Source organism: Streptomyces olivaceoviridis (assembly GCF_014650115.1).
GTDB classification, from domain to species: Bacteria; Actinomycetota; Actinomycetes; order Streptomycetales; family Streptomycetaceae; genus Streptomyces; species Streptomyces olivaceoviridis.
Window position 1 is genome coordinate 231,613 of the sequence record NZ_BMUI01000012.1, and the last position, 25,034, is coordinate 256,646.

28 protein-coding genes are annotated in these 25,034 nt (G+C 73.2%); 17 read left to right on the forward strand and 11 right to left on the reverse strand.

Going from position 1 to position 25,034, the window contains the following annotated elements; genetic code table 11:
* Positions 1 to 23: 23 nt before the first annotated feature.
* On the reverse strand, positions 24 to 950 hold the full coding sequence (locus IE273_RS23615; RefSeq protein WP_189817143.1) for a GNAT family N-acetyltransferase: 927 nt from the start codon (positions 948 to 950) through the stop codon (positions 24 to 26).
* Positions 951 to 1,233: 283 nt separating this feature from the next.
* Here IE273_RS23615 and IE273_RS23620 point away from each other — a divergent pair, with 283 nt between their 5' ends.
* Together IE273_RS23620 and IE273_RS23625 are read left to right on the forward strand one after the other, a co-directional pair.
* Positions 1,234 to 1,470, forward strand: a complete 237-nt coding sequence (locus IE273_RS23620; RefSeq protein WP_229887417.1) for a tectonin domain-containing protein — start codon at positions 1,234 to 1,236, stop codon at positions 1,468 to 1,470.
* A 284-nt stretch (positions 1,471 to 1,754) separates the two neighbouring features.
* Positions 1,755 to 2,501, forward strand: a complete 747-nt coding sequence (locus IE273_RS23625) for a hypothetical protein (RefSeq protein WP_189817144.1) — start codon at positions 1,755 to 1,757, stop codon at positions 2,499 to 2,501.
* Between the two features lie 177 nt (positions 2,502 to 2,678).
* Here the strand turns inward: IE273_RS23625 and IE273_RS23630 are convergent, their stop codons facing one another.
* A complete protein-coding gene (locus IE273_RS23630) occupies positions 2,679 to 3,680 on the reverse strand; it encodes a LysR family transcriptional regulator (RefSeq protein WP_189817145.1) in 1,002 nt (333 codons plus the stop codon).
* A gap of 181 nt (positions 3,681 to 3,861) precedes the next feature.
* On the opposite strand from IE273_RS23630, the gene snpA reads away from it, so the two are divergent.
* The gene (gene snpA / locus IE273_RS23635) at positions 3,862 to 4,551 is read left to right on the forward strand and encodes a snapalysin (RefSeq protein WP_189817146.1); all 690 of its coding nucleotides are present in this window, start codon (positions 3,862 to 3,864) and stop codon (positions 4,549 to 4,551) included.
* A 96-nt stretch (positions 4,552 to 4,647) separates the two neighbouring features.
* Here the strand turns inward: snpA and IE273_RS23640 are convergent, their stop codons facing one another.
* Genes IE273_RS23640 through IE273_RS23650 form a run of 3 tightly spaced genes read right to left on the reverse strand, consistent with a single transcriptional unit; the run spans position 4,648 to position 7,480 of the window.
* On the reverse strand, positions 4,648 to 5,646 hold the full coding sequence (locus tag IE273_RS23640) for an ABC transporter substrate-binding protein (protein ID WP_189817147.1): 999 nt from the start codon (positions 5,644 to 5,646) through the stop codon (positions 4,648 to 4,650).
* An 8-nt stretch (positions 5,647 to 5,654) separates the two neighbouring features.
* Entirely contained in the window at positions 5,655 to 6,422 is a 768-nt protein-coding gene (locus tag IE273_RS23645) for an ABC transporter ATP-binding protein (RefSeq protein WP_189817148.1), read from the reverse strand.
* 2 nt (positions 6,423 to 6,424) lie between these two features.
* Positions 6,425 to 7,480, reverse strand: coding sequence for a FecCD family ABC transporter permease (locus IE273_RS23650; RefSeq protein ID WP_229887419.1), 1,056 nt, complete (start codon positions 7,478 to 7,480; stop codon positions 6,425 to 6,427).
* A 729-nt stretch (positions 7,481 to 8,209) separates the two neighbouring features.
* On the opposite strand from IE273_RS23650, the gene IE273_RS23655 reads away from it, so the two are divergent.
* From IE273_RS23655 to IE273_RS23685, 7 genes are all read left to right on the forward strand, one after another.
* Complete coding sequence (locus tag IE273_RS23655; protein WP_189817149.1) at positions 8,210 to 8,827, forward strand: hypothetical protein; 618 nt, start codon at positions 8,210 to 8,212, stop codon at positions 8,825 to 8,827.
* A gap of 128 nt (positions 8,828 to 8,955) precedes the next feature.
* Positions 8,956 to 9,192, forward strand: coding sequence for a hypervirulence associated TUDOR domain-containing protein (locus IE273_RS23660; RefSeq protein ID WP_189817150.1), 237 nt, complete (start codon positions 8,956 to 8,958; stop codon positions 9,190 to 9,192).
* 6 nt (positions 9,193 to 9,198) lie between these two features.
* On the forward strand, positions 9,199 to 9,540 hold the full coding sequence (locus tag IE273_RS23665; protein WP_189817151.1) for a DUF3140 domain-containing protein: 342 nt from the start codon (positions 9,199 to 9,201) through the stop codon (positions 9,538 to 9,540).
* A 134-nt stretch (positions 9,541 to 9,674) separates the two neighbouring features.
* The gene (locus IE273_RS23670; protein ID WP_189817152.1) at positions 9,675 to 10,892 is read left to right on the forward strand and encodes a spore photoproduct lyase family protein; all 1,218 of its coding nucleotides are present in this window, start codon (positions 9,675 to 9,677) and stop codon (positions 10,890 to 10,892) included.
* A 64-nt stretch (positions 10,893 to 10,956) separates the two neighbouring features.
* On the forward strand, positions 10,957 to 11,313 hold the full coding sequence (locus IE273_RS23675; RefSeq protein WP_189817153.1) for a PRC-barrel domain-containing protein: 357 nt from the start codon (positions 10,957 to 10,959) through the stop codon (positions 11,311 to 11,313).
* A 26-nt stretch (positions 11,314 to 11,339) separates the two neighbouring features.
* Positions 11,340 to 11,513 carry a hypothetical protein gene (locus IE273_RS23680; protein WP_189817154.1) on the forward strand — a complete coding sequence of 58 codons (174 nt, stop codon included), beginning with the start codon at positions 11,340 to 11,342 and terminating at the stop codon, positions 11,511 to 11,513.
* Between the two features lie 297 nt (positions 11,514 to 11,810).
* Positions 11,811 to 12,578 (forward strand): LamG domain-containing protein, encoded by a 768-nt coding sequence (locus tag IE273_RS23685; RefSeq protein ID WP_189817155.1) that lies wholly within the window; start codon positions 11,811 to 11,813, stop codon positions 12,576 to 12,578.
* A gap of 30 nt (positions 12,579 to 12,608) precedes the next feature.
* On the opposite strand, the gene IE273_RS23690 is transcribed toward IE273_RS23685, so the two are convergent.
* Positions 12,609 to 12,854, reverse strand: a complete 246-nt coding sequence (locus tag IE273_RS23690; RefSeq protein WP_189817156.1) for a hypothetical protein — start codon at positions 12,852 to 12,854, stop codon at positions 12,609 to 12,611.
* Positions 12,855 to 13,290: 436 nt separating this feature from the next.
* On the opposite strand from IE273_RS23690, the gene IE273_RS23695 reads away from it, so the two are divergent.
* From IE273_RS23695 to IE273_RS23705, 3 genes are all read left to right on the forward strand, one after another.
* A complete protein-coding gene (locus IE273_RS23695; protein WP_189817157.1) occupies positions 13,291 to 14,880 on the forward strand; it encodes a PP2C family protein-serine/threonine phosphatase in 1,590 nt (529 codons plus the stop codon).
* Positions 14,877 to 15,962 carry a cobalamin B12-binding domain-containing protein gene (locus IE273_RS23700; protein ID WP_189817158.1) on the forward strand — a complete coding sequence of 362 codons (1,086 nt, stop codon included), beginning with the start codon at positions 14,877 to 14,879 and terminating at the stop codon, positions 15,960 to 15,962. Before IE273_RS23695 ends, IE273_RS23700 begins: the two co-directional genes overlap by 4 nt.
* A gap of 74 nt (positions 15,963 to 16,036) precedes the next feature.
* A complete protein-coding gene (locus tag IE273_RS23705; protein ID WP_229887421.1) occupies positions 16,037 to 16,420 on the forward strand; it encodes an STAS domain-containing protein in 384 nt (127 codons plus the stop codon).
* 2 nt (positions 16,421 to 16,422) lie between these two features.
* On the opposite strand, the gene IE273_RS23710 is transcribed toward IE273_RS23705, so the two are convergent.
* Both IE273_RS23710 and IE273_RS23715 read right to left on the reverse strand, forming a co-directional pair.
* On the reverse strand, positions 16,423 to 16,905 hold the full coding sequence (locus IE273_RS23710) for an ATP-binding protein (RefSeq protein ID WP_189817199.1): 483 nt from the start codon (positions 16,903 to 16,905) through the stop codon (positions 16,423 to 16,425).
* Between the two features lie 380 nt (positions 16,906 to 17,285).
* Positions 17,286 to 17,720, reverse strand: a complete 435-nt coding sequence (locus tag IE273_RS23715) for a MarR family transcriptional regulator (RefSeq protein WP_189817159.1) — start codon at positions 17,718 to 17,720, stop codon at positions 17,286 to 17,288.
* Between the two features lie 198 nt (positions 17,721 to 17,918).
* Here IE273_RS23715 and IE273_RS23720 point away from each other — a divergent pair, with 198 nt between their 5' ends.
* A complete protein-coding gene (locus IE273_RS23720) occupies positions 17,919 to 19,067 on the forward strand; it encodes a PP2C family protein-serine/threonine phosphatase (RefSeq protein WP_229887423.1) in 1,149 nt (382 codons plus the stop codon).
* 53 nt (positions 19,068 to 19,120) lie between these two features.
* Here IE273_RS23720 and IE273_RS23725 read toward each other — a convergent pair whose 3' ends face one another.
* Positions 19,121 to 19,621 carry a MarR family winged helix-turn-helix transcriptional regulator gene (locus IE273_RS23725; RefSeq protein WP_189817161.1) on the reverse strand — a complete coding sequence of 167 codons (501 nt, stop codon included), beginning with the start codon at positions 19,619 to 19,621 and terminating at the stop codon, positions 19,121 to 19,123.
* A gap of 158 nt (positions 19,622 to 19,779) precedes the next feature.
* Here IE273_RS23725 and IE273_RS23730 point away from each other — a divergent pair, with 158 nt between their 5' ends.
* The gene (locus IE273_RS23730) at positions 19,780 to 20,448 is read left to right on the forward strand and encodes a TetR/AcrR family transcriptional regulator (RefSeq protein WP_189817162.1); all 669 of its coding nucleotides are present in this window, start codon (positions 19,780 to 19,782) and stop codon (positions 20,446 to 20,448) included.
* 35 nt (positions 20,449 to 20,483) lie between these two features.
* On the opposite strand, the gene IE273_RS23735 is transcribed toward IE273_RS23730, so the two are convergent.
* Together IE273_RS23735 and IE273_RS23740 are read right to left on the reverse strand one after the other, a co-directional pair.
* Complete coding sequence (locus IE273_RS23735; protein ID WP_189817163.1) at positions 20,484 to 20,900, reverse strand: SRPBCC family protein; 417 nt, start codon at positions 20,898 to 20,900, stop codon at positions 20,484 to 20,486.
* Between the two features lie 36 nt (positions 20,901 to 20,936).
* Entirely contained in the window at positions 20,937 to 21,944 is a 1,008-nt protein-coding gene (locus IE273_RS23740) for an aldo/keto reductase (protein WP_189817164.1), read from the reverse strand.
* Positions 21,945 to 22,086: 142 nt separating this feature from the next.
* On the opposite strand from IE273_RS23740, the gene IE273_RS23745 reads away from it, so the two are divergent.
* Both IE273_RS23745 and IE273_RS23750 read left to right on the forward strand, forming a co-directional pair.
* Positions 22,087 to 22,986, forward strand: a complete 900-nt coding sequence (locus IE273_RS23745) for a LysR substrate-binding domain-containing protein (RefSeq protein WP_189817165.1) — start codon at positions 22,087 to 22,089, stop codon at positions 22,984 to 22,986.
* 101 nt (positions 22,987 to 23,087) lie between these two features.
* Entirely contained in the window at positions 23,088 to 24,605 is a 1,518-nt protein-coding gene (locus tag IE273_RS23750) for an MFS transporter (protein ID WP_189817166.1), read from the forward strand.
* Positions 24,606 to 25,034: the final 429 nt, after the last annotated feature.

Below are 25,034 nucleotides of genomic sequence, written 5' to 3' on the forward strand. Positions count from 1 at the left end.
GGTCAGGGCCGTGCTGAAGCGGGTCAGGCCGCGCCGCGGGAAGAGCCGTGGGGAAGGTCGAGGGAGCGCGATTCCTCCACGACGCGGTACCCGGCGCTCGTGTACAGGTTCATGGCCACCTCGTTGCCGCCCCACACGGTGAACATCAGCATCGAGTCACCGGCCGCGAGCGCGACCTGTTCGCCGGCCGCCATCGCGGCGCGCCCGTACCCCTTGCCGCGGTACCGCTCCTGGACGTACAGCGAGTAGCCGTACGTCACCCCCGGCAGATGCCCGTGCCGCAGCCAGCCGGTGCCGATCGGCTCGCCGGCCGCTTCGAGCACCAGGACGGTGTTGTCGGGCGTCTCCAGCCCCTGGGGCAGCAGCTTCTCGAAGTCCCGGTCGGCCTTGCGCGCGGCCTCTTCCGGGGTCAAAGCCCCCGACCGGACGATGCCGGCGACGTAGGCGGCCGTCTCGGAGGCGCGCCAGGCCGGGTACTCGGCCGGGGTCATCGGCCGCGCGGTGACGCCGTCGAGCGGCTCGGGCGGTGAGCCGATGCTCCGCGCCCTGAGCTGGCCCCGGACGCCGTAACCGTCGAACAGGTCACCGGCGGGCTCGGTGAGCCGTATGCCCAGCCGGCGCGCGCCGCGCTCCGCGCACCACGCCTCGGCCCAGTCCCGGGCGGCCTGTTCGTGCCCCCGGCCGGTGTGGGGGGTGTCGACACGGAGGTCGTGGATACTGCCCGCGAGGACGCCGTTGTCGTCGGCCACCTCCACGGCGACGTGTCCCACCCGGGTCCCGGCGTCCGTGATCTCGGCGACGGTCCAGTCACCGATGCGGGCGCGGATGTCCTCCACCAGGCGCCCGGCCGCGGCCACGCCGAGCCCGGCCGCCGTGTAGGAGGCGTGGAGCCGCCGCTCGAAGTCCTTCTGCCATGCGCTGCGGTCTTCAAGGATGCTGAATGCTGTCACTTGATCACCTTAGAGTTGTCCGTCAACCGCACGGGACGGCAGAAGCCGCACACGCGTCGACGTCAACGCAATCGGCGTGAACAGCCCATACGGACGACGTCGGTTCGCGTCACATCGATGGACCGGCGTGCGGCATCGGTCCAGCCCGCATCGACCACCCATGTCGCTAACACGGCTTTCCAGACACACATTATGATCATGCTTCACATTCGCCGATCGGCTGAATCGTTCCGCTGGGGGATCGTCCGCATGCAGCGTTGTCGAGCGGAAGAGGAGTCGCGGGATGGCCGACTGGAAGCAGATCAGCGGCGCGCTCACAGCCATCTCGGCGGGCTCGCGCACCTCGGTGTGGGGGGTGAACGCGGGCGGCAGCATCTATCGCTTCACCAACCACGACGCGAGCCCGTGGGTCCTGATCCCCGGCGGCCTCACCGGCATCGGCGCGGGTGTCGACGGCACCGTGTGGGGCGTCAACTCGGCCGGGAACATCTACCGCTACACCGGCGACCTGCCCGGCTGACCCGGCCTCCGCTCCATCGACCCGTGCGCCGCCCGAACGCCCTGGGATGGACGAAGCCGTCTGCGTGGCACCGGCCGTCCGTGGTCTCAAGGGGGGTGTGGAGGCGCGGTGGCAGCTGCCGAACGGCTGCTGGAGCGGTGGGCTCGCGCCCTCGGCACCGACGTCCGGCGCGGCCACGACGGGCGGTCCCCCCGTGCGGGCGGCGGGCACGCTCCGGTCCGTCGACTCATCGTGAGGGGGCTCGCGACGGATACGGGGACCGGGAGGGAGGGAGACTGGGGGGCATGACGGACAGGCTCGGCGTTCCCGTGGGCGGCTCCGGCGGGGCGCTGCCGGTGTGCGCCCTGGGGCGGGAGTCCGCGCGTGCGCTGCGGCTCGTGGCTGCCGGACAGTGGCGACCCGCCCCCGCGGACGCCGAGGCGGCGGTGGCCGTCCTGGGCCGGCTCACCGCCCCGCTGCCGGTCCGGCGGGGCGCGGCGGCGCGGACACGGGCCACGGACCGGGACCGACGGCTCCAGCGCGTCCTGCGCACCGTCCTGCACCACCTGGACGCGGGCACCGTCAGCCCGTCGGCCGCCGCTGTGCTGGCGGCCGTCGCGCGGGCGCTGCTGCCCTGGCACGGCGTCCCCAACCCGCCGGCCGCGGCGGCAGCCCCGGCGTACGGGGCCCGGCCAGGGGCGTCGGACGGCGTGGCACGCGCGCCGACCGTGGCGGGTGAGACCCTGCTCCCCGCTCTGATCGCGGTGTTCAGCGCCCTGGCCGCGCCGAGCCCGCCGGGGGCCGGTCCGCTCACGCCGCCCGCCGAGCCCTGGCAGGTCCGGTACGAGGGGCGGTTCCGGCGCCACGGCCACCCCGCGCCCGGCGTGTGGACGGCGCGGACAGTCCACTGCCCGGGATGCGGGGGTACGACCGGGCCGTGGACGGTGACCTGCGACTGGTCCCGGATCGCGCTGGGCTGCCCGTGCGGGACCGTGACCCGTGCCCACGGCCTGGCCTTCTCGGAGGTCTGGCTCTTGCTGCCGGATGTGTGACCGGCGTCGTCCACGAGGTGGGATCGACGACCGCCGGCTCCGGCCCGCACGCGACCGGTCCGCGCCGACGCCCGTCTCCGGGAAGGCGGGGCAACCCGTGAGCGGGCGGTGGCGGCGCACCGCGGTGGAACCGCGCTCGCCGACCGGGCGGAGCCGGCGGGGGCTGAGGGAGGTGATTCACGTCAGCGCGTCGGCGGGTCCCGCGGCGGTGGCCCACCGGGCGGGCAGGGCACGGCCGTCCCGGGCGCCGCGTGGCTCCGCACGCTTCAGCCACTCCCGGTAGGCCGGCGCCTCCCGGGCCACGGCCCAGTAGGCCTCCTCCAACTCCGGGTAAACCTCGTCCAGTTCGGCCTCGGTATGGGCCGCCAGCAGCAGGCGCACCCCTATCGGGTCGCCCTTCAGCGGGCGGATCGCGAGGTCGGGACGGGGATGGGCGGTCGGCTGGCTGACCGTGACGACCTCGCCGGTGGCGGCCAGTGAGTACGCGGTGAGGTAGTCGCCGTGCAGCATCTCGGGGTTGAGGCCCGCGGCACGCAGGACCCGGCTCAGGCCGTCCCACTCGCCGTCGACCGTGGAGTCGACCATCCAGCGGTCACCGGCCAGGTCGGCGAGGCTCAGCTCCGGCTGTGAGGCGGCCGGATGGTCCGCGGCGAGGGTGACGAACTGCGGTTCGCGCTCGACGAGCACCCGCAGGCACAAGCCGGGCGGGATGCGCAGCGGGCTGCCCTCGACCTCGTGCACGAACGCCATGTCGAGCCGGCCGGCGGCGACCATGGCCAGCAGGGCGTTGCCGGAGACGTTCATCTGGAGTGTCGGTGCGGGGCCGGGGCGTGCCCTCAGCAGGCGCAACCAGCCCGGGATGGCCCGGCTCGCGGTGGCGCCGATGCGCAGCTGGAACCCGCCGGCGGCGCGGGCGGCGGCTGCCCTGGTCTCGGTGACGATCGCCGCGAACTCCGCGACCAGGGGCCTGGCCCGGCTCAGCACGGCGAGCCCCAGCGGGGTGGGACGGCAGCCGGCCTGGGTGCGTACGAAGAGCTGAGCGCCGAGGGCGCGCTCGATGCGCCGTAGCTGAGTGCTCAACGAGGGTTGCGCCAGGCCGAGTTGCCGTGCGGCTTTGTGCAGACTGCCGGTGTCGGCGATGGCGCACAGGACGCGCAGGTGCCTCACCTCCAGCTCCATGGGGGGAGCGTAGGACGGCGCACGGCACCGCACCAGACGTTCAAGTGCCAACGAACAGGGACGAGTCGGCCCGCGATAGCCCCGGGCTATCCCCGATTGCCATCATCCCCCGCCCCGTTGGCCTGCCCGAGACTCACAGGCAACCGATCGTTCCACCCCACAGGACGAGAAGGAGCCCCCCATGGCGTCGTTCCGCAGCAGCACCGGGTCGAAGCAGACCAGAAGACTCCTGACCCTGGCCCTCGGTCTCGGTCTGGCCTCCGCCGCACTGGGTACCGCGAGCCCGGCGAGCGCCCGGAACACCGCTGAGGCACCGACCCGCACCGCCACCGCCGGCTACGTGGGCACGGCCGACAGCGCCGGCAGCAAGGCGTTCTTCGACGCGGTGCTCAAGTCGGTCGCCGAGCGGCAGGCCGACCAGCCCTCGCTGAAGGTGGTGACCGTCTACTACAACGCCTCCCAGGCCCCGAGCTTCCGCTCCCAGATATCGAGCGCCGCCTCCATCTGGAACAGCTCCGTGTCGAACGTCAAGCTCCAGGCGACCTCGGGCGCCGGTGACTTCACCTACTACGAGGGCAACGACCCGCGCGGGTCCTACGCTTCCACCAACGGGCACGGCAGCGGCTACATCTTCCTGGACTACGCGCAGAACCAGCAGTACGACTCCATCCGCGTCACCGCCCACGAGACCGGCCACGTGCTGGGCCTGCCGGACCACTACAGCGGTCCGTGCAGCGAACTGATGTCGGGCGGCGGCCCCGGCCCGTCCTGCACCAACCGGTACCCGAACGCCACCGAGCGCTCCCGGGTCAACCAGCTGTGGGCCAACGGCCTGGCCAAGGCCCTGGCGAAGGTGAACCGGACCGGCTGACCCCACGCAGCCCGGCCGATTCACCCGGTACGGACCGCGGCTCGACGCTGCCGCGGTCCGTACCGCCGTCGTACGGCCGGTACACCGTTCCGGCGGTCACCTCTCCCCCGCCACCGTCCGCAGATAGGCGCCGAGCCGGGCGATCGCGGACGGGTTGCGGGGGCTCTCCACCAGGTCGGCGTAGTCGAGGGCGACGATCCGCCGGTGCCTGATGGCGGAGACGTCGCGCAGAGGGGCGTAGGAGAGCAGGAACTCCTTCTTCCGCTCGGCGCTCACGTCGCCGTAGTCGCAGATCACGATGACGTCCGGGTCGCGCTCGACGACGCTCTCCCAGCCGGCCGTGGTCCAGGAGTCCGCCACGTCGTGCATGACGTTGACGCCGCCGGCCTCGGTGATGATCTGCTCCGGGGCGGCGTAGCGGCCGGAGGTGAAGGGTGTGTCCTGGCCGCTGTCGTAGAGGAAGACCGAGGGGCGGTCGGCGCCCTTGGGAGCCTTCGCCCGCACGTCGGCGATCTGCTTCTCGAAGCCGTCGACCAGCGCTTCGGCCCGCTTCTCGACGCCGAACAGTCTGCCGAGGTTGGTGAGGTCGGTGTACAAGGCGTCCAGGGGCGGCATGACGCCCCGCGAGGTCTTCGTACGCCCGTTGCGGCAGGACTCGGTGAGGACGTACGAGGGGATGCCGAGCTTCTCCAGGGCGTCGGGGGTGAAGCCGCCGTCCTCGCGGAAGCCGTAGTTCCAGCCGGCGACGACGAGGTCGGCGCGGGCGTCGAGGACGTTCTCCTTGGTGAGCTGGTCCTTGGACAGCCAGGGCACCTTGTCGTAACCGTCCTTCCACGGCACGCGGCTCAGGTCGCCCTTGTCGTCGGGCATGGCGAAGCCGGCCATGCGGTCCTCCAGGCCGAGCGCGAACATCAGCTCGGTGATGCCGACGTCGTTGGTGACGACGCGCTCGGGAACCTTGTCGTAGGTCACCTCACGGCCGCAGTTGGTGAGCGTGACGGCAGGGGATCGCGCGTCCTCGGCGGACTCGACCGTGGCACCGCAGCCGGTGGCGGTCGCGGCGAGACAGAGGGCGGCGGCGAGCAGCGTGCGCATGGTGGTCCTCAGGTGGTGGGCGGAAGCAGGTCGAACAGGAGCTGGACGGCGCCGGTCACCGGATGCCGCACGGGGTGCGCGCGGATGCCGAACACCTCGGCGAGCAGGGCGGGGCGCAGTACGTCGTGCGGCGGGCCGGCGGCGACGATCCGGCCCTTGTCGATGACGTACAGGACGTCGCAGTGGGCGGCGGCGAGGTTCAGGTCGTGCAGCGCGGCCAGGACGGTCAGGCCACTGTCGCGGACCAGGGACAGAACATCCAACTGGTGGGCGATGTCGAGGTGGTTGGTGGGTTCGTCGAGGACGAGCACCCGGGGTTGCTGCGCCAGCGCGCGGGCGATGAGGACCCGCTGCTTCTCGCCTCCGGACAGACCGGCGAACCCCCGGTCGGCGAGGTGGGCGACGCCCGTGCGGTCCATCGCCCGCGCACAGGTCTCCCGGTCGGAAGCGGCCGTACGGCCGCGGTGCGGCAGCCGCCCCATGGCGACCACCTCGGCCACGGTGAAGTCGAACTCGGCCGACGACTCCTGGGGCAGCGCCGCGAGCACGCGGGCGGCGGCCCGCGGGTCCATGGCGTGCAGGTCGTCGCCGTCCAGCCGCACCGCCCCGGCGGTCGGCCGCAGCGCCCGGTACACGCTGCGCAACAGGGTCGACTTGCCGCTGCCGTTGGGGCCGACGAGTCCGACGAACGTCCCGCTGTCCGCGGTGAGGTCGATGTGCTCGACCAGGCGGGTTCCGGCCGCCTCGATCGTGATGTCATCGATGTCGAGTCGCATGCTCAGCGCCCCCCGAACGCGTAACCGCCCCGCCGCATCAGCAGCAGGAACGCGGGGACACCGACCACCGCGGTGATGACACCGACCGGCAGTTCGGCCGGGGCGAGCAGCAGCCGGGACAGCACGTCCGCCCACACCAGCAGCACCGCTCCCGCGAGCGGGGCCACCGTCAGCACCCGGCGGTGGTCGGCACCGACCAGCATGCGCACGACGTGCGGCACCATCAGCCCGACGAATCCGATGGCACCGCTGACCGCGACGACGGTTCCCGTGACGGCCGCGGTCACCAGGAACAGCTCCCGCCGCAGACGGGGTGGTGGGACACCGAGGGCGGCCGAGGTCTCGTCCCCCATGGCGAGCGCGTTCAGCGCCTCCGCGCGCCACCGCAGCCACGCCCACCCGGCGGTCACGGTCACCGCGGCGAGCGGCACCTGCGCCCAGGTGGCGCCGCCGAGGCTGCCCAGCAGCCACATCATCGCCGACCGGGCCGCCTCGCCCCGGACCGCGCCGAACACCATGACCGTGGTGACGGCCTCGAAGCCGTACGCGAGCGCGGTGCCCGTCAGGATCAGCCGCAGCGGGGTCAGTCCGTGCGGCGAGCGGGCCACGGCGTAGACGAGGGCCATGGCCGCGAGCGCCGAGGCGAACGCCGACACCGACAGCGCCCACACCCCGAGTCCCGCCAGCGCGCCGAGCAGGATGACGGCGTTGGCGCCCACCGCGGCGCCGGAGGAGATGCCGAGGACGAACGGGTCGGCCAGCGCGTTGCGGACCATGGCCTGCACGGCCACGCCGACCGCCGCGAGCCCCGCCCCGACGACGGCGGCGAGCAGGACCCGGGGCAGCCGGATCTCCCAGACGATGGTGTAGGGGGCCGCGTCGTCGGCGTGCAGGGTGCCGCCGGTGAGCCCGGCCCACAGCAGGCGGAGCACGTCGGCCCAGCCGATTCCGGCGGCCCCGAGCGCGACACCGCACAGGAGCGAGAGCACCAGCAGCGCTGCCAGCGCCAGGCCGAGCGGGAGCGCGGGTATCCGGCAGGTGGCCGTTCTTCGACGCACGGTGGGGCCGTCCTTCGCACGGGCCGCCGCGGAACGTCGAACAGGGACAGCCCGTACGGCCGTGCCGGCCGCGCGGCCCCCTCTCGCAGTCCGCGGCGAGCAGTCAAACGGGTCGCTGGCCCCTCCACGGGCGATCGGGCTCGCGCGAGGACCACAGGTCCCCGCACACACCGTTGCGGGTCAGCGCCGGACTCTCACCGGACTTCCCCCACGGGAGGCAGGGCGAGCCTAACAAACCGCTCACCGCGGGCGGGCGTGCGCGTTGACGTGGTGGATGTCCGCGGGGGTCAGGCCGGCGTCCGCCAGTGCCTGCCGCGGGCTGGGGGATGCCGGGCGTCGCCGGTGGCACCGAACCCGGACAGCACCGCCTGCGAGGCCGGCGGCGATCTCCCCGGCGGCCATGTCCTGTCCGGGCGTCGCACCGGCCCGGATCGCAGCCGCCGGGGCCCTCGGGCACCCGCTCGCCCGCCGGGCCCGGCCGACCGGTCACCGGGTGTTGTACGGCCCCGTTCGCATGCGGCCCCGCTCGCGTGGCCCGCGGCGTGCGGAACCTGCCCGTCCGGCCGGACCCGGGTGAGAACCGGACGTAACCGCCGACCGGTGACGTCCGTGACCGTTCCGTGCCACACGGGGGCACAACGAACCGCCCCCGGCACGGGTCGTACTCCACATGAACGGCCGGGAGGAACCCGTCCTCACCGGCATCCGACGCATCACACAGGGGGACACATGACGATCCGGACGCGGGGCATCCGCAGCGCTCTGACGGCCCTGGCCACCGGCACCGCCCTCGCGTTGGCGGCGGTGCCGGCGACGGCTGCCGCCGGCACCGCCGACGCACCCGCCTTCCTCGACCCGGCGGACCTGCCGCCCCACCCGTCGTCGCCCTGGTACGCCGGCCCGGTCACCGCCGGCCGGCCGGATCCGCTGCCGATCTGCGTCGGGGACGCCCTGCCGTCGATCTCCGTGCACCGCGCCTACTGGACGGACCTCGACACCAACGCCCTCCAGGTCACCGTGGTGGAGCGCGACGCACAGCGCGCCGCCGACTTCGCCGCCCTGCTGCGCAAGGACCTCGCGGGCTGCGCGAAGAAGCTCGGGGCGCAGTTCCCGGACATCGCGGCGGCGAAGAAGTACTACGGCAAGGTCGGGGTGGCGGCGGGCGCCCACGTCTACGGCGTCCACACCACCGCGACCTGGGGCGCCTCCGACATCGCCCTGTTCTCGGTCGGCCGCGACGACAGGACCGTGACGGTCGTGAAGTGGTCGCAGATGGGCTCGTTCCGCGACGCCCCGGTCAAGGCCTTCAAGACGACCACCCGAACGGCGGTCGACAAGCTCTCCTGACGTCTCCGGTCCGGGGAGAGGGCCGGCCGGGCCCGCGGGTGCGGACCGCGCCCTCTCCCGGCACGGTGGTAGGAGGACACACCCCGATCCACCGGCACACCGGAATCTCCGTCCCCGGGAGTACGACCATGGCCAAGGCGAAGCGCGCGTCAGACGAGAACGAGCCGTCCAAGGGCGACAAGGTGGCCTGGAAGAGCCACGGAAGCGAGACCACGGGCACCGTGGAGAAGAAGATCACCGAGCGCACCGAGGCGGCGGGACGCACCGTGGACGCCTCGCCCGACGACCCGCAGTACGAGGTGCGCAGCGAGAAGTCCGGCCGCACGGCCGTGCACAAGCCGTCCGCGCTCAAGAGGAAGAAGTAGGGCCCGGTGGCGGGCGAGGAGCAGCACCAGGAGATCCGGGACGGCTTCCGCGAACTGGTGAACATGACACCCTCCGCACTGGAGGAGTGGCTGGCCACCGACGACTCCCGGGCCGCCGGACAGCACAAGGACGGAGGCGAGTCCACCGGTCACGCCTCCGGCCGCGCCATCGTGGACATCCTCCGCAAGAAGAAGGGCGACCTCTCGGACGCGGACTACGCGCACATGCGCAAGGTGACCGGCTACATCCGCCGTCACCTCGCACAGCGCCCGTCCGGGGACGTACGCGACACACGGTGGCGCCACTCGCTGATGAACTGGGGTCACGATCCTCTGGACGACCGCTGAGTCCCCCGGGTCCGCCGGCACCGGTGCTCCGGTGCCGGCCGGGTGCGCGGAACCACCGCCGCGCCACATGCCTACAGTGGAGTGGAGACTCCCCCACGACGCCTTCCCGAGGCACCTTCCCGAGCGGAGCAGAGATGCGGTACCCCTCCGCCGGACCGGACGACGGCCCCGACACCCTGTTCGATGTCGACGCGCTGGACACCGCCGCGCCCGGCACGCGCGCGACCGGCCGGGACGGCACGGTTCCCGGGCACGGGCCGGAGCAGCGCTCCGCCTTCCGTGACTCCGCCACGGCCCGCCGCCTCCTTCCGGTACGGACCGTCTACGCCGAGCCGGCCGCCGCCGCCTCCGCGCGCGGCCGTCAGATCCTCGCCCGCTTCCCGGAGGCCGAGGTGATCGCGGTGGAGTCGCACTGGCGCATCCCCGGGCTGCACGGCAACGAGGGGAACGTCGAGCGCTGGGTGCGGGTGAAGGGGGAGACACTGGTCCTGGGCGAGAAGAAGACACTGACGACGCGGCCCAACGGCCGGTCCGCCGACTGGATCGGCCCCGGCGCCTCCAACGGGTGCGCGATGGCCTGCGCGTACTGTTACGTGCCGCGCCGCAAGGGATACGCCAACCCCGTCACCGTCTTCACCAACATCGACGGCATCATCGCCCACCTGGCACGGCACATCGCGCGGCAGGGCCGGAAACGGGACCCCAACCAGTGCGACGCGTCGGCCTGGGTCTACGACATCGGGGAGAACGGCGACTGTTCGGTGGACGCGCTCATCAGCGACAACACCGCGGATCTCGTCCGCGCCTTCCGCCAGTGGCCCACGGCGAAGGCGTCGTTCGCCACCAAGTTCGTCAACCCCGACCTGCTCGCCCTGGACCCGCGGGGCCGGACCCGCATCCGGTTCTCGCTGATGCCCTCGGCGGACTCAAGGCTGCTGGACCTGCGGACGTCACCGGTCGCCGACAGGATCGCCGCCGCGGCGGACTTCCTGGACGCGGGATACGAGGTCCACTTCAACCTCTCCCCCGTGGTGGTGCGCCCGGGCTGGCAGGAAGCCTGGTCCGAACTGCTGCGGCATCTCGACGACACCCTGCCCGACAAGGTCAAACGGCAGGCGGCCGCCGAAGTGATCATGCTCACGCACAACCGGGAGCTGCACGAGGTCAACCTGGGATGGCACCCCCGCGCCGAGGAAGTGCTGTGGCGGCCCGCCCTGCAACACGGCAAACGCTCGGAGAACGGCGCGCTGAACGTCCGCTACGCCACCCGCGTCAAAGCGGAGGCCGTGCGGACCCTGCGGGACCTCGTAGCGTCCCGCGCCCCCTGGCTGCGCATCCGGTACGCCTTCTGAGGCGTTCGGGTGGCGCGGCCACATCACCGGCCCGATCGTGGGTACCCCCGCAGAGGAGGTTCTGATGTTCGAGGCATCCGATATCCGCGAGTGGCGAGGGCACGACGTCGTCGACCCCAAGGGGCACAAGATCGGCGCCCTGGAGTCGGTCTATGTGGACACAGCCACCGACCAGCCGTTCTTCGCCACGGTGACCGTGGGCCTGCCCACCCGTCGCCGCCTGGTGTTCGTGCCGCTCCCCGGTGCGACGGTCGGTCCCGGCTACCTGAAGGTCACCCACAGCAAGGACCAGGTCAAGAAGGCCCCGGCGATCGACACCGACGGCGAACTGCCCGTCGCCGAGGAGCCGAACGTCTTCGCCCACTACGAGCTGACCTACACCCCTGGCGCCGGCGGCGAGCGGCGCCTGGCCCGCCGTTGACGTATGGAAGAACGCCGGGAGATCCGATGAGTCTGTTCCTGTTCCTGATCCTCGTGGCCGTCGTCCTGGGCATCATCGGATTCGTCGCCCACGGCCTGGTCTACCTCCTGGTCATCGGCGCCGTCCTGCTCGTCCTCGACCTCGTCTTCGCGGCGGTGCACTTGCGCCGAGGAGGCCGACGGCACCGCGTCGTCCGCTGACCGGCTCCGCCCCGTCCCCGGTTGCGGGCGGCCGCGTCTCCGGGGACCACGTGGCCTGCTCCTCCCGCGTCATGCCGATCTCCACGGCCACCGGACAGGCGGCGGCGTCTGCGCGGCCCTGGCGGCGAGCCGGGGCCGGCAGCCGAGGGACGTCCCGGTGAGCGCGGTCCAGCGGGAGCCGCGCGCCCAGGGCACCCGTCTGCGCCGAAGCATCCGCCGTTCACCCGGACGGCTCAATCTCGGGGCCGGATCGGGGCCCGCGCGCATGACCGGGCGACCGCCGGTGAGACATCGGGCATGGAGGAACTCGCACCGGGCGGCCGGCGGCCGGCTCCGCGCCGCCCGACCGGATCCGACGTCGTGTTCACGGCGGACTTCGCTTCCCCGACACAGTGGGTCGCGGGCCGCTCGTGGGCGTATCCGGACGGCGGCCCGGTCAATCCGGGCGACGACAAACTGGACTACCTGGTGCCCGACGCCGACCACAGCCGCTCCGGAGTCTTCCGGGCCACGCGCCGGCCGGACGGCAGATGGAACACGGGGCTGCTGACCACCGAGGGCAGCGAGGAGGGGTTCACGGTCCGGACGGGGGACGTGCTGGAGGCCCGCGTCCGGCTGCCCCTGGAGATCGGCGCCTGGCCGGCGATCTGGACCTGGCGGGACGGCGACCAGGAGATCGACGTCTTCGAGTACCACCCGGACCACCCGGACCTGCTGGAACTGACCAACCATGTGCGCGGCGCCGACCGCTCTGTGCACGATGACGCCGTCCGTCCCGGCGCCTGGGTCGACCTGCGCACCGACTTCGGGCGCCGCTCCGTGGTCTGGTGGCTGAACGGCACGCCGGTGTTCTCGGACCGGCGGGGCGTGGGCCGCGCCTGGCACGCCTACCTCATCGTCAACCTCTCGGTGAGCGCCGGGCGTTACCATCCGCCGCCCGAGGACGACACGACCGAGATGAGCTTCGAGGTGAGCAGTCTCGTCGTATGGCGTCCCGGCGCGGGCGGCGGGGGCGACGGCGAGGAGCACAGCGAGGCCGCCACCGTGGGCGGCCCCGCCGGGTGACACCGCGCCGCACGGCCCGGTGAGCCCTCCCTACCGGCCGGAACCGGCCTCCTCGTCTCCCTGCCGCCGCTCCTCCGGCCGCTCCTCGGCCCGCACGCCTCGCAGCGGCTCGCCGGCCGCTGTGCCCTCCTCGGGCTGGTAGCCCTCCTTGGCGCCGGCCGTGCCCGGAACCGTCCGGTCGCGGGCCCGGCTCTCGCTGCCCGAGTGCGCTCCGGGCTCCTCCTCGTCGCGGGCCCGGTCGAACCGCTCGGCGGGCTCGTCGGTGTGTCCCGTCATGGCCGTCCTCCGATCCGTTCGTCGGCACGGCCGGGTTCCCCCGCCGTGCCCCTCCACGCCCTGGTCGCCCCTCGGGAAGCGTGGCCCGCGCTCCGGATCTCCAGACGGGCGGCACCGCTGCCGCGCGGGGGCCCTGGCTCCATGGGACGGTTTCCCGCCCGCGCGAACGCGTCCGCGTGACGAAGGTCCCCGCCCCGTCCGGGCGGTGCCCTCTGCGCACCGCCCGGACCGCGTCAACCGGGAACGACGAGAGCCGCTTGCGCCGAGGGGCGTCATGCGGGACTGTTGCCATAAGACATCTGTTGTCCGTCGCAGAGAGGTGGTGGGGCGCGTCCCGGACGCGCCCCCGCGTGTGTTCGGTTCCAGCGGCTCCCCCGTCGATCCTCGCTGTGTCGCGGCCGGTCCCGGTGCCGCATGGGCGCATGCACCGTACCCGGTGCTCGTCGCCGACCGGGACGGCGGCCTGGTCGAACTGAACGGCGCGGCCCGGCAGTTGTGGTCCGACGCCGTCCGCGGGGACAAGCTCCGCGACACCGTTCCGTCCTGGCTGGCGGAGGCGCACGGACGGTTCACGGACGGGACGTCGGGCGGTGCGGTCCGGACGGCCGGCGCCGTCGCGGACCGGTTCTTCGAGGCGCACCCGACCCCGACGGACGAGGGCGACGTGGTGTGGTGGCTCGTCGACGACACCGACCGCCGGCTGGCGGAGGCCGCCCTGGCCGGGACACGCCGGCGCACCGCCCTCCTGGCCGACGTCTCCGGCCAGTTGCTGTCGACACTGAACCTGACGCGGTGCCTGGAGGCCACGGCCCGCATGGCCACCGATCACCTCGCCGAGGCGGCCGTGCTCGTCGCTCCGCCGCAGGGCCGCCGGCATCCGCTCACGTACGCCTTCCGCGGCGGGCCGGTGACCCGGGTGACCGCGTCGGTCGAGGTGCGCGACCTCCCCGGACTGGCCGAGGCCCTGCAAGGGTTCCCCCCGGTACCCGCGCGCTGGATCGACCCGGCCCGCCTGCCCGGCTGGTCGCGTCCGGCGGGCTTCCGGGAGCCGGTGGGCTCCGTCATAGTCGCCCCGCTGCCCGGGCACGGTGTGTCCGCCGGTGCGCTGGTCCTGCTTCGCTCCAGCGGTGAACAGGCGTTCAGCGACGACGACGAACTCTTCGCCCGGCTCTTCGCGGCCCGGGCCGGGGCCGCGCTGTCGGCCGCCCGTCTGTACACGGAGCAATCCTCGATCACCGCCACCCTGATGCGGGAACTGCTGCCACCACGGCTGGAGAGCGTGCACGGGGTGGAGTACGCGGGCGCCTACCGCCCGGCGCGGGACAACGAACACATCGGGGGCGACTTCTACGACGTCCATCCCGGCGCGAGTCCCGCCGAGGAGAGCCTGGTGACGCTCGGGGACGTGGCGGGCAAGGGCCTGGACGCGGCGGTGCTGACCGGCAAGATCCGCAACACGCTGCACGCCCTGCTGCCGCTGGCCACCGATCACGTACGCATGCTGACCCTGCTCAACAAGGCGTTGCTGTCGTCCCCCCACACCCGGTTCGCGACCCTGGTCCTGGCGTCCGTCCGCCGGCGCGGTGGTGAGGTGGCGCTGCGGCTCACGAGCGCGGGGCACCTCCCCCCGCTGATCGTCCGTGCCGACGGCACCGTCGAGGAGGCCGCCACGCGCGGATCACTCATCGGCGCCCTCCCGAGGGTCACCGCCACCACCGCACGGGTGACGCTGCGCCCCGGGGAGACCTGTCTGCTGTACACCGACGGCGTCACCGAGGCCCGAGGCGGTCCGCTGGGGGACGAGCTCTTCGGCGAGCACCGGCTCAAGCGGGTCCTCGCGGAGTGCGCGGGGCTGCCGGCCGAGGCGGTGGTCGAGCGGATCCAGATGCTGACCGCCCAGTGGCTGGGGCCGGGCAGCCACGACGACATCGCCACCGTGGCCATCGGCGCGCCCCGCGTTTCGGACCGGACGGTGGCGGACGATCAGGGCCGCGCCCGCTCCACGACCCACCGGAGGATTCCGTGACCGCTCCCCCGGCGACGACACACGCCCTGGTGGACGCGTTGTGGCAGGCCGTGGTCCATGGCGACGAGCACACGGCGGTCGAGGTCGTCCGCGATGCCCGGGCCGACGGGGTCGGCGAGGAGACGCTGTTGCTGGACGTGATCGCCGCGGTTCAGGAGAGGGTGGGCAGGGAATGGGCCGCCGGCCGCCTCACCGTGGCGCAGGAGCATGCCGCGACCGCGCTCAACGAACGGGTGATCAGCGGCCTCGCGCACGACAGGCAGCGCGAGACCGGTGCGGGCGGGACGCCCCGGGGGCGTGTCACGGTCAGCTGTGTCGACGGCGAGTGGCACGCCCTGCCGGCGCGGCTGGTCGCCGAGGTGCTGCGCCTGCGGGGCTGGCGCGTGGACTACCTCGGTGCCCAGACCCCCACCCATCATCTCGTCTCCCACCTGCACAGCACCGGGTCCGAGGCAGTGCTGCTGTCCGGCTCCCTGCCCACGCGCCTGCCCGCCGCGCACGCCGCCGTCACCGCCTGCCAGGCCATAGGCGTCCCCGTCATGGCGGGCGGGCGGGCCTTCGGGCCGGACGGGCGCTACGCCCACGCGCTGGGCGTCGACAGGTGGGCGCCCGACGCCCGTGCCGCGGCGGCCGTACTCGCGGAGGGCCTGCCCGCGCCGGACCCGGCGGCGGCCCGGCAGGTGGTGGACGACCTGCCCCACCTGACCGACCAGGAGTACACGTTCGTCGCCCGGTCCCGCGTCCTTCTCGTCAGGCAGACCATGACGGCCCTGGAAGACCTCTTCCCGCCCCTGCGCGCCTACAGTGACGAGCAGCGCGAGCGGACCGCCGAGGACCTCTCGCACATCGTGGAGTTCCTGGCCACCGCCCTGTACGTCGACGACCCGGCGCTCTTCACCACGTTCCTTGACTGGACCGCCCGTGTCCTTGAGGCGCGGGGCGTGCCGGCCCGCTCCATGGTCGCCGCACTCGGTGCCCTGGGACACCAACTGCGGGACTTCCCCCGCTCCCTGCGCCTGCTCCGGCGCGGCACCGCCGCCCTGACCGACCGTTCCCTCCGCACGGCGGATACTTGTCGATAGGCAACTTATGATCGGGGCTGGGTAGGAGGACCACGCAAGGCCCGGCGGCACCGCGCCGCGCGGGCCACCGACCGATGGCGCACGGGGACGACGCGATGCAGTGGGAACGCAGGGCTACCGTGAGGCTGGCCTGCCATGACCGAGTCTTCGAGATCACGGTGCGCGGCGAGATCGACGACGACGAGAGCGATCTGCTCCAGGCCGCCTGGGCCGAGGCCGACGACTCGGCACGCCCCGTGACCCTGGTGGACCTCTCCCGGGTCACCTTCGCCGACAGCGGCTTGCTCAACGCCCTGCTCGACGCCTGGCGCCGACACCGGGACACGAACCGGGCGCTGCTCCTGCTCGGCCCCCTCCATCCCGCGGTCGAGCGGCTGTTCTCCCTCACCGGCACCCGGGAGCACTTCACCTTCATCGATTCCCGCGCCAGGGTCCTGCGCGCGGACGACGCCACGTGAGGCTAGCGGGGGGAGCGGCCGGAGAGCGCGTCGTCCGGGTCGTCGGCCAGGGCGATCCGCGCGGTGACTCGCTTGCCGACCGGCTCCCTCTGCACCTCGAAGCCCTGGACGACCGCCATCACGATCTCCAGTCCGTGCTGCCCGACCCGGTCCGGGTCGGCCGGCCGCGCCATCGGCAGCGCCGGATCGCTGTCCCACACGACCACCTCGACGAGACCGCCGACGAGGCGTAGTTCCAGCAGTACCGGACCCGGCGCGTACTTGCGTGCGTTGGTGACGAGTTCGCTGACCACCAGCCGGGTCAGGTCCATCGCCCGGTCCGACACCGGCAGCCCGTACTCGCGTTGCACCCGGGCGAGGAAGTCGGCCGCGTGGCGACGTGCCTCGGCGATGCAGGTGCCCTGACCGTCCAGCGGGACGGTCTCGTGCATCGGTTCGGGACCGGTCACACCGTCACCACCGGGCCCCGATGTCACCGGGTCCATGCGCGTTCCCCCGTTCATGGGCCCACGTCTACCCGCCGGAGGCCCGGACATGCCCGGCGCCGCTCAAGGGTATCCGGTCGCAGCGGTGTCACGGGCCGGGTCCGGACCTCCGGGGCGATTCCACGGCGGAGCCTCACCGCGGGTCCACGTGGCGCGGGAGTCATCGGCTCGGGCAGGCCCGGCGGCGTTCGGGGTATCCGTGGACGGAGAGAACAGGGAGTGGCAGTTGCCGTTTGACAACTATAGCCACGAGGCAACAAAGTAACCGTGTCGGACGGGCACGGGGAAGGATCTGTGATGTTCCGGTGGACGCGGGCCGCTGCCTGTCCCGGCCGCCGGCGCCCCATGGCGCCGACGGTCCGGGTACCGCGCCCAGCGCATCAGGCGGTCCGGCTGCCGGACCCCTCTGCGTCGTCGTGTATCTGCGTGGCCGCCGCGGCGCAGAAAGCCTCCAGCCCTTCCAGCAGGGCGGCCCGCTTGGCGGCGGGCATCAGCATCAGGACTTCCTGTAGTTCCCTCTCCCTGCGGGCCCGCAGGTCGTCGAGGAAGGCCCGCCCCCGGTTGCTCAAGTGCAGCCGCACCTCCCGCCGGTCCGCGGGGCTGACCACGCGGTCGACGAAACCGGCGGCCTGCAACCGGTCGCACAGCCGGCTGGTGGACGGCGGGGTGGACGCCAGGGAATCGGCCAGGGTGCGCAGGTTGATGCCCTCGTTGTGCTCAAGGATGAGCAGCACGCGCAGCTGGGATGCGGAGGCGGGCGCGGTGGAGGCACGCCCCCAGAGCACTTCCAGCAGCTCACCGGCCGTGGAGGTCATACGGGCGACCTCATCGGGCTGTGGCAGGTGTCGGAAGGCGGTCACTGTCACACTCTCGCAGGCTTCGGGACGGTTGGCAGCCTACTAGGGACGCAGGCTGGTGACAGATGTCCCGCACGACCGGCGCGGAGGAATCGAGTGCCGCGTGGGACCGAGGCCCGACCAAGGATTGGTGTTTTTCCCATCGTGAACAGATTTGTGACCGCTGAACGCGCCCTGCGGACGGCGGCACCGGATGAGTTGCTCGACGCCCTTCGCCGCGTGCTCGCCGAGGAGTACGCGGCGCGGTCCGCCGAGTTGTTCCTGGCGGACTACGGGATGACGGTGCTCCAGCCGGTTCCCGTGCCGCCGCACTCGGTGGAGCCGCTCGCGGTCCACGGCAGTGCGGCCGGCCGTGCGTTCGGTGCCCAACAGCCGTTCGTCGAGCCGGCGCCGGAGGGCCTGGCCCGGGTGCATCTGCCCGTGAGCGTGCGCGGCGACCGGCTCGGCGTGCTGTCCGTGACCCTGCCGGAGGGCGCGCTCACCCCTGACGGGCTGGCGGAGCTGGCCGAGACCGCCGAGGTGCTCGCCCATGAGGTGGTCGTCGCCGGGCGTGACACCGACCTGTATCTGCGGGCACGCCGCAAGGACCGGCTCACCCTGGCCGCCGAGATGCAGTGGCAGCTGCTGCCCGGCGGTTCGTGCGCCCGTCCCGAATACGAGCTGGGCGCCCAGCTGGAGCCCGCGTACGGGATCTTCGGTGACAACTTCGACTGGTCGGCGACCGCCGACCACCTCATGCTGTACGTCACCAATGGGATGGGCGAGGGCATAGAGGCTTCCCTGCTCACGAACCTGGCCATCAACGCCCTGCGCAACGCCCGGCGGGCCGGTATCTCCCTCGCGGACCAGGCGGCCCTGGCCGATCAGGCGGTCTACGCCCACTATCGTGGCCGCTGCTACCTGTCGGTGCTGATGTTCGACTTCGAGCTCGCCACCGGTCGCGTGACGGTGGTGGACGCCGGGTCCCCGCAGATGCTGCGTCTGCGGGGCGGGACCGTGGAGCGGGTCGCCTTCGACGCCCAGCTGCCGCTCGGCATGTTCGAGGAGACCGACTACGTGGCCCAGGAGTTCCACGTGCGGCCGGGCGACCGACTGGTCTTCGTCAGCGACGGTGTCTACGCCGTCGCCGATCCCCAGGGCGAGGCATACGGGGACACCGCGCTGGCGCGGGCGATCCAGTCGACCCGCCTGCTGCCCGCCGCCGACGTGCCCCGCGCCATCCTGCGGGAACTGTCCGGCCACCGCGGCCGGCCCGCCCCGGACGACGACGCCCTGGTCGTGTGCCTGGACTGGCACGGACGCTGACGCGGCGGGGTCCGGACCGCGAGCGACGGCCCCGCCGGCAGGGCCCCGGCCGGTCACTCCGCCTCGGCGCCCCGCACCGGCGCTCCTCCGTCCAGCACCGCCCGCAGGGCCCGCAGACCCTGCCTCAGCGCCGCCCGGTCGTCCGGCGCCATGCGCCGCAGTGCCGTAGCCAGGGCCCGCTCCCGGCGTCGCGCCACGTCCGCGAGGACGCGCCGCGCGTGCGCCGTGAGCTCCAGACGCACCTCACGGCGGTCACGCGAACGCGGCGAACGCTCCAGCAGGCCGGCCGCCTCCAGCCGGTCGCACAGCCGACTGGCCGTGGGCAGCCCGATGCCCAGCCGCTCCGCCAGGGCGGTGAGGTTCAGATCCGGCGCCGCCTCCAGCGCCCGGAGCGCCCGCAGCTGATGGGGCGACAGGCGTAAGTCCACGTCCTGGGCCGCCGACGACCACAGGGTCACCAGAAGCTCCACGGCGTCGCCCATCCCCAGCGCGGCGGCCACCACGCCGTCGTCCGTCCCCGCCCCGTCGTCCTCAGCGCCGCCGAGCCGCGTCACGAGCAGCTCGCCTTCGTCGTGTCCGGGCCGTGCCCATGCCTCCTCACCTCGCGTGGGTACCCGGCGAAGCCGGCCGCAACCGGTCCACTCTCACCGGTGCGACACCGTCTGCCTAGTAACGCGACCGCGTTCCGCCACTGCTTCCTATGATGTCCTCCATGAGTGAGCTTGCCTTTCGGCGTGCGCGCAGCGCCGAGGCCAAACAGGCCCGCGAACAGGCGATCCTGGACGCGGCCCGCGCGCTCGGTGGCCGGCACGGGGTGCGGGACGTCACCCTCACCGACATCGCGGCGGCCGTGGGCATGCACAAGTCGGCGTTGCTGCGCTACTTCGAGACGAGGGAGCAGATCTTCCTCGAACTGACCGCGGAGGGGTGGCGGCAGTGGGCCGCCGACCTGTGCGGCGACCTCGCGGGCCGGTCGCACGCCACGCCCGCCGAGGTCGCCGAGGTCATCGCCGGCACGCTCGCGGCGCGCCCCATGTTCTGCGACCTGCTCGCCCAGGCGCCCCTGAACCTGGAACGGAACGTGTCGATCGAGTCGGTGCGGTCCTTCAAGCTGGTGACGCTCGGGGAGGTCGAACGGATCGGCGGCGAACTGCACCGGCTGCTCGGACTGACCGAGCCGCAGGCCGTCGACACGGTCGCCGCGGCGACCAGCATGGCCGGGGCCCTGTGGCAGATGGCCAGCCCGGGGCCGCACCTGCGGGAGCTGTACGCGAGCGATCCCCGGCTGAGCCATGTCCTCGTCGAGGTGGAACCCCGTCTCACCCGCGTCCTCACCGCCTACCTCACCGGGCTCGGCGTGGAGTCCCCGGCGACCGGCTGACCGGGCGCCGCGCCCGGCGCGCGGCGCCTGTGCGGTCAGCCGGCGAGGGTCCGGCGGAGGGCGGCCAGTCCGTCGGCGTAGATGCCGTGGAAGAGGTCGACGGCCTCCTGGTCCGCCACTCCGACGGGGGTGAAGGTGCCGGACCACTCGACGCGGGCGCCGTGGCCGTCGGGCGCCTCGCGCACGGTGAGGGTGGACCGGTAGCCGGTGACCGGGAAGGGGGCCCGGACGATGGAGTAGGTGTAGGTGCGCGCCTTGTCGTCGAACGCCTCCAGCCGTTCGACGATGACGTCGCCCTCCTCGTTCGTCAGGGTGCGTACCCGGCCGCCCTCGCTCAGTTCGCTGCCGGGGATGTACGGCAGCCAGTCGGGCAGTGAGTCGAAGCCGCCGATGAGCTGCCACACCCGGTCGGCGGGCACGGGGACGTCGAGGGACGCGCTGGTGGTGGCCATGGGTCTCTCCTGGGGATCGAGATCGGGTTCGGGGGGTCAGGCGGGCAGCGGCGCGTTCCCGGCGATCAGGCCCTCCTCGCGGAGCGCGGTCCAGAACGCGGCCGGGACCGTCTCGGCGAGCGCGGCGACGTCCTCGGCGACGCGGCCGGGGCGGGTGGCGCCGGGGATGACCGCGGCGGTCGCCGGGTGGGCGAGGGAGAACTGAAGCGCGGCGGCCTTGATGCCGACGCCGTGCCGCGCGGCGAGCGCCTTGATCCGCTCGACCTTGGCGACGATCTCGGCGGGGGCCTGCTGGTACTCGAAGTGCGTGCCGCCCGCGAGGACGCCCGAGCTGTAGGGACCGCCGACGACGATGTCGACGTTCCGCCCGGCCGCGGCGGGCAGCAGCCGCTGGAGGGCACGCTCGTGGTCGAGGAGGGTGTAGCGCCCGGCGAGGAGGAACGCGTCCGGCCGGGGCTCGTCCAGGTCGAGGGTCACCTCCAGGGGTTCGACACGGTTGACGCCGAGGCCCCAGGCCCTGATGACGCCTTCGTCCCGCAGCCGGTCCAGGACCCGGAAGGCTCCGGTCCGGGCGGTCTCGTACCTGGCCAGCCACTCGTCGCCGTGGAAATCCTGTGCGACGTCGTGCACCCAGACGATGTCGAGCCGGTCCGTCCGCAGGCGCTTGAGGCTGTCCTCGATGGAGCGCAGGGTGGCGTCGGCCGAGTAGTCGTTGACCATCTTGTTGGGGCGTCCGTGCTCGAACAGGCCGCCCTTCTCGCCCAGGTCGCGGGCGACCGGGTCCTCGGCCTCGTCCAGGATGACGCGGCCGACCTTGGTGCTCAGGACGTAGGCGTCGCGGGGCATGCCGGACAGCACCTCGCCCAGGCGGATCTCGCTGAGCCCCGCGCCGTAGAACGGGGCGGTGTCGAAGTAGCGGATGCCGTGGTCCCAGGCGGCCTGGACGGTGGCCGCCGCCTCCTCGTCCGGGATGGCGCGGAACATGTTGCCCAGCGGGGCGGTGCCGAAGCCGAGACGTCCGGGAAGCAGGTTCTTGATGCTCATGGGGGGTCTTTCGGTGAGGGTCGTGACGGGTGCCGCGCGGGGTGTCCGGCGGGTCGTCGTCCTTGTGTCACCGAGGCTAGGATCGAGAAGTTGAGACTGTCCAAGACATAGTTGGACAGACTTGAGTCCCCAGAGGTCTTACATGCTCGATCTGCGCCAGCTCACCTACTTCGTCGCCGTCGCCGAGGCCGAACACGTCGGCCGGGCCGCGGAGGCCCTGCACATCTCCCAGTCGCCGCTCAGCCGGCAGATCGCCCAGTTGGAGCAGAAGCTCGGTCTGACGCTCTTCGAGCGCAGCCAGCAGCGGATCCGGCTCACCGCGGACGGCCGGGTCTTCCTCAGCGAGGCCCGCGCGCTGCTGCGGCACGCCGAGCGGCTGGAGAACCTCGGCCGGCGGCTGGGCCGGGGCGAGGAGGGCGGGCTGTGCATCGGCTACGTCCCGCACGCCCTGCACACCGGCATCCTGCCCGGTGCGCTGCGCGCCCTCCAGCAGCGCAGCCCCGACATCCACGTCGCCCTGTACCCCCTGAGCCCCGCCGAGCAGTTCGAGGGTCTGCGGCAGCGGAGCCTGGACATCGCGCTCGTCCACGAGCCGCCCGCCGCCGACGACTCCGACCTGTGCTCCGCGCTGCTGCTGGAGGACCCGCTGATGCTCGCGCTCCCCCACGGGCATCCGCTCGCCGAGCAGGAAGTCATCACCGCCGCCGACCTCGACGGGCAGCCCTGGATCGCCGTGGCGGACTCCCAGCATCCGGCCTGGCGCGACGTCTTCATCGCCGCCTGCGCGGCGTCCGGGTTCACGCCGGACGTGCGGCTGGACGCCGCCGAGCCGCAGACCGCCCTCGGACTCGTCGCCTCGGGGCTCGGCCTCGCGCTGATCCAGAAGAGCATGCTGCGAGGCGCCGGCGAGAGCATCACCGTACGGGAACTGCCGTGGCACGAGGCGTCGGTACGGCTCTGGGCGGCCTGGCACCTCACGGATCTCCGCCCGGTCGTGCCGTCGTTCCGCGAACTGGTGCTGAGCGGGGCCGGGACGGGGTGAGCCGGCGGGCGGGTCGCGTAGCGCGGTGGGGGGTAGGTGTGCCCGTGCCCGGCGCGGGAACTTGGTTCGACCGGGTGCGGCCCTGGTGAGAGGAGTCCCGGGTGACAGCGTCGACATCGGTGACGGGCGGTCGGGACCCGGGTGCCCAGAAGGCCGGCTACGAGCCTGATCCGCGCCGGTGGCGCGCGCTGTGGGTCACCTTGGTGGCGGGCTTCATGAGCCTGCTCGACGTGACGATCGTGGCGGTCGCCCTGCCCACCATCCAGCGGGATCTGGGTGCCTCCCCCGCACAGGTGCAGTGGGTGGTCTCCGGATACGCCCTGACCTTCGCCCTCGCCCTCGTCACCGCCGGGCGTCTCGGCGACGCGCTGGACCGGCGCCGTATCTTCCTGCTGGCCCTCGGCGGTTTCGTGGTCTTCAGCGCGGCCTGCGGAGCGGCCCCCGGCATCATGCTGCTGGTGGCGGCCCGCCTCGCCCAGGGCCTGGCGGCCGGCTTCATGGCCCCGCAGAACTCCGCGCTCATCCAGCAGATGTTCCGCGGCGCCGAACGCGGCCGGGCCTTCGGCTTCTTCGGTGCCACCGTCGGCATCTCCTCCGCCGCGGGCCCCCTCACCGGCGGTGTCATCCTGGCCCTCGCCTCCGGGGCCCAGGGCTGGCGGTGGATCTTCTACGTCAACGTCCCCATCGGCATCCTCGCCATCCTCCTCGGCCGCCGCCTGCTGCCCCGCACCCGGCGCTCCGGGCGGGGCCGGGTGGACGTGCCCGGCGTCCTGCTCCTCGGCCTCGGCGTCCTCGCGCTCATGTACCCGCTGGTCCAGGCGGAGGCCGGCGGTCTCGACCGGCTGTGGTGGCTGTTCCCCGTCGGTGCGGCGGTGCTCGTCGTCTTCGCTCAGTGGCAGCGCCGCCTGGTCGCCCGGCACGCCCAGCCGCTGCTCGACCCGCGCCTGTTCAGCACCGTGCGCGGCTACGCCGTCGGCGCCGGGATAGGAACGCTGTACTTCATCGGCTTCAGCGGGGTCTGGCTGGTGTTCGCGCTCTACTACCAGCACGGCCTCGGCTTCTCCCCGCTCCGGTCCGGGCTCGCCGTGACTCCGTTCGCCCTCGGCTCGGCGAGCGCGGCCGTGGTGTCCGGGCGGCTGGTGGACAGGTTCGGCCGCCTGCTCACCGTGTGCGGCCTGACGGGCGTGATCGTGGGTCTGGGCGGCACCGCGCTGCTGCTCCGCTTCGTGCCCCCGCACCTCGCTCCCTGGGTCGCCGCGCCGGTGCTGTTCCTCGGTGGCGTCGGCGGTGGCTTCGTGGTCTCCCCCAACATCACGATGACGTTGCGGGACGTGCCCGTGCGGATGGCGGGCGCGGCGGGCGGCGCCCTCCAGACCGGGCAGCGGCTGGGCGCCACGCTGGGGACCGCCGCCCTGCCGGGCCTCTTCTACCTGGTGCTCGGCCGGAGCCACGACTACCGGGGCGCCCTCGTGACCGCGCTGTGCGCCGCCCTCGTCGGGATGGTGGCGTCCCTGGCGCTCGCGATGTCCGACTGGCGGCGCGACCGGCGGCTGAGCCAACCGCACCGGAAGTGTCCGGACGAGGTCGCGCACGACCCGGTGCACGCCCGGCAGACCTGACCGGCCCGCGCCCGCGCACGGCCGGCCGGCCGGGCCGGGGGAGGACCTGCGGACGGCCTACGCCGACTACCGGCGGGAACTGGCCGCGACCCTGGGCGCCTTGGACCCGGAAGGCGAACGCTGACCGCACGACCGGGGGTGGTCCAGCCTGCCGTGACGACCCCGCCGGGACGTGGGACCGCCGCGCACCGGCGCGGGCGTCCCGCTCACCGCGGTGTCCGGGCCGCGCGGGCGCCCGGCCGGTGACCGCGGCGCGGCCACGGCGCCCGCAGGGCCATCGGAGTGGTGCCGGGCCGTGTCGGGCGGCGGGCGCGGCCGGGGTTGGCCATGCTGGGCCGGAGCGGCACCCAGTGGCGACAAGGAGCTTCCCAATGCTGATGTCAAGCCGCTGCCGTGACCGGTGGTGTGGCTTGGTAGCACGATCCGTCG

Excerpts from the sequence above, each read along its gene's own strand:
- IE273_RS23660 (WP_189817150.1), top strand. The coding sequence starts at position 8,956 with ATGGCCAAGGCGAAGCGCGCGTCAGACGAGAACGAGCCGTCCAAGGGC.
- IE273_RS23710 (WP_189817199.1), bottom strand. The coding sequence starts at position 16,905 with ATGGACCCGGTGACATCGGGGCCCGGTGGTGACGGTGTGACCGGTCCC.
- IE273_RS23690 (WP_189817156.1), bottom strand. The coding sequence starts at position 12,854 with ATGACGGGACACACCGACGAGCCCGCCGAGCGGTTCGACCGGGCCCGC.
- IE273_RS23625 (WP_189817144.1), top strand. The coding sequence starts at position 1,755 with ATGACGGACAGGCTCGGCGTTCCCGTGGGCGGCTCCGGCGGGGCGCTG.
- IE273_RS23715 (WP_189817159.1), bottom strand. The coding sequence starts at position 17,720 with ATGACCTCCACGGCCGGTGAGCTGCTGGAAGTGCTCTGGGGGCGTGCC.
- IE273_RS23645 (WP_189817148.1), bottom strand. The coding sequence starts at position 6,422 with ATGCGACTCGACATCGATGACATCACGATCGAGGCGGCCGGAACCCGC.
- IE273_RS23670 (WP_189817152.1), top strand. The coding sequence starts at position 9,675 with ATGCGGTACCCCTCCGCCGGACCGGACGACGGCCCCGACACCCTGTTC.
- IE273_RS23620 (WP_229887417.1), top strand. The coding sequence starts at position 1,234 with ATGGCCGACTGGAAGCAGATCAGCGGCGCGCTCACAGCCATCTCGGCG.
- IE273_RS23740 (WP_189817164.1), bottom strand. The coding sequence starts at position 21,944 with ATGAGCATCAAGAACCTGCTTCCCGGACGTCTCGGCTTCGGCACCGCC.
- IE273_RS23745 (WP_189817165.1), top strand. The coding sequence starts at position 22,087 with ATGCTCGATCTGCGCCAGCTCACCTACTTCGTCGCCGTCGCCGAGGCC.
- snpA (WP_189817146.1), top strand. The coding sequence starts at position 3,862 with ATGGCGTCGTTCCGCAGCAGCACCGGGTCGAAGCAGACCAGAAGACTC.
- IE273_RS23680 (WP_189817154.1), top strand. The coding sequence starts at position 11,340 with ATGAGTCTGTTCCTGTTCCTGATCCTCGTGGCCGTCGTCCTGGGCATC.
- IE273_RS23735 (WP_189817163.1), bottom strand. The coding sequence starts at position 20,900 with ATGGCCACCACCAGCGCGTCCCTCGACGTCCCCGTGCCCGCCGACCGG.
- IE273_RS23630 (WP_189817145.1), bottom strand. The coding sequence starts at position 3,680 with ATGGAGCTGGAGGTGAGGCACCTGCGCGTCCTGTGCGCCATCGCCGAC.
- IE273_RS23675 (WP_189817153.1), top strand. The coding sequence starts at position 10,957 with ATGTTCGAGGCATCCGATATCCGCGAGTGGCGAGGGCACGACGTCGTC.
- IE273_RS23730 (WP_189817162.1), top strand. The coding sequence starts at position 19,780 with ATGAGTGAGCTTGCCTTTCGGCGTGCGCGCAGCGCCGAGGCCAAACAG.
- IE273_RS23705 (WP_229887421.1), top strand. The coding sequence starts at position 16,037 with ATGGCGCACGGGGACGACGCGATGCAGTGGGAACGCAGGGCTACCGTG.
- IE273_RS23685 (WP_189817155.1), top strand. The coding sequence starts at position 11,811 with ATGGAGGAACTCGCACCGGGCGGCCGGCGGCCGGCTCCGCGCCGCCCG.
- IE273_RS23640 (WP_189817147.1), bottom strand. The coding sequence starts at position 5,646 with ATGCGCACGCTGCTCGCCGCCGCCCTCTGTCTCGCCGCGACCGCCACC.
- IE273_RS23655 (WP_189817149.1), top strand. The coding sequence starts at position 8,210 with ATGACGATCCGGACGCGGGGCATCCGCAGCGCTCTGACGGCCCTGGCC.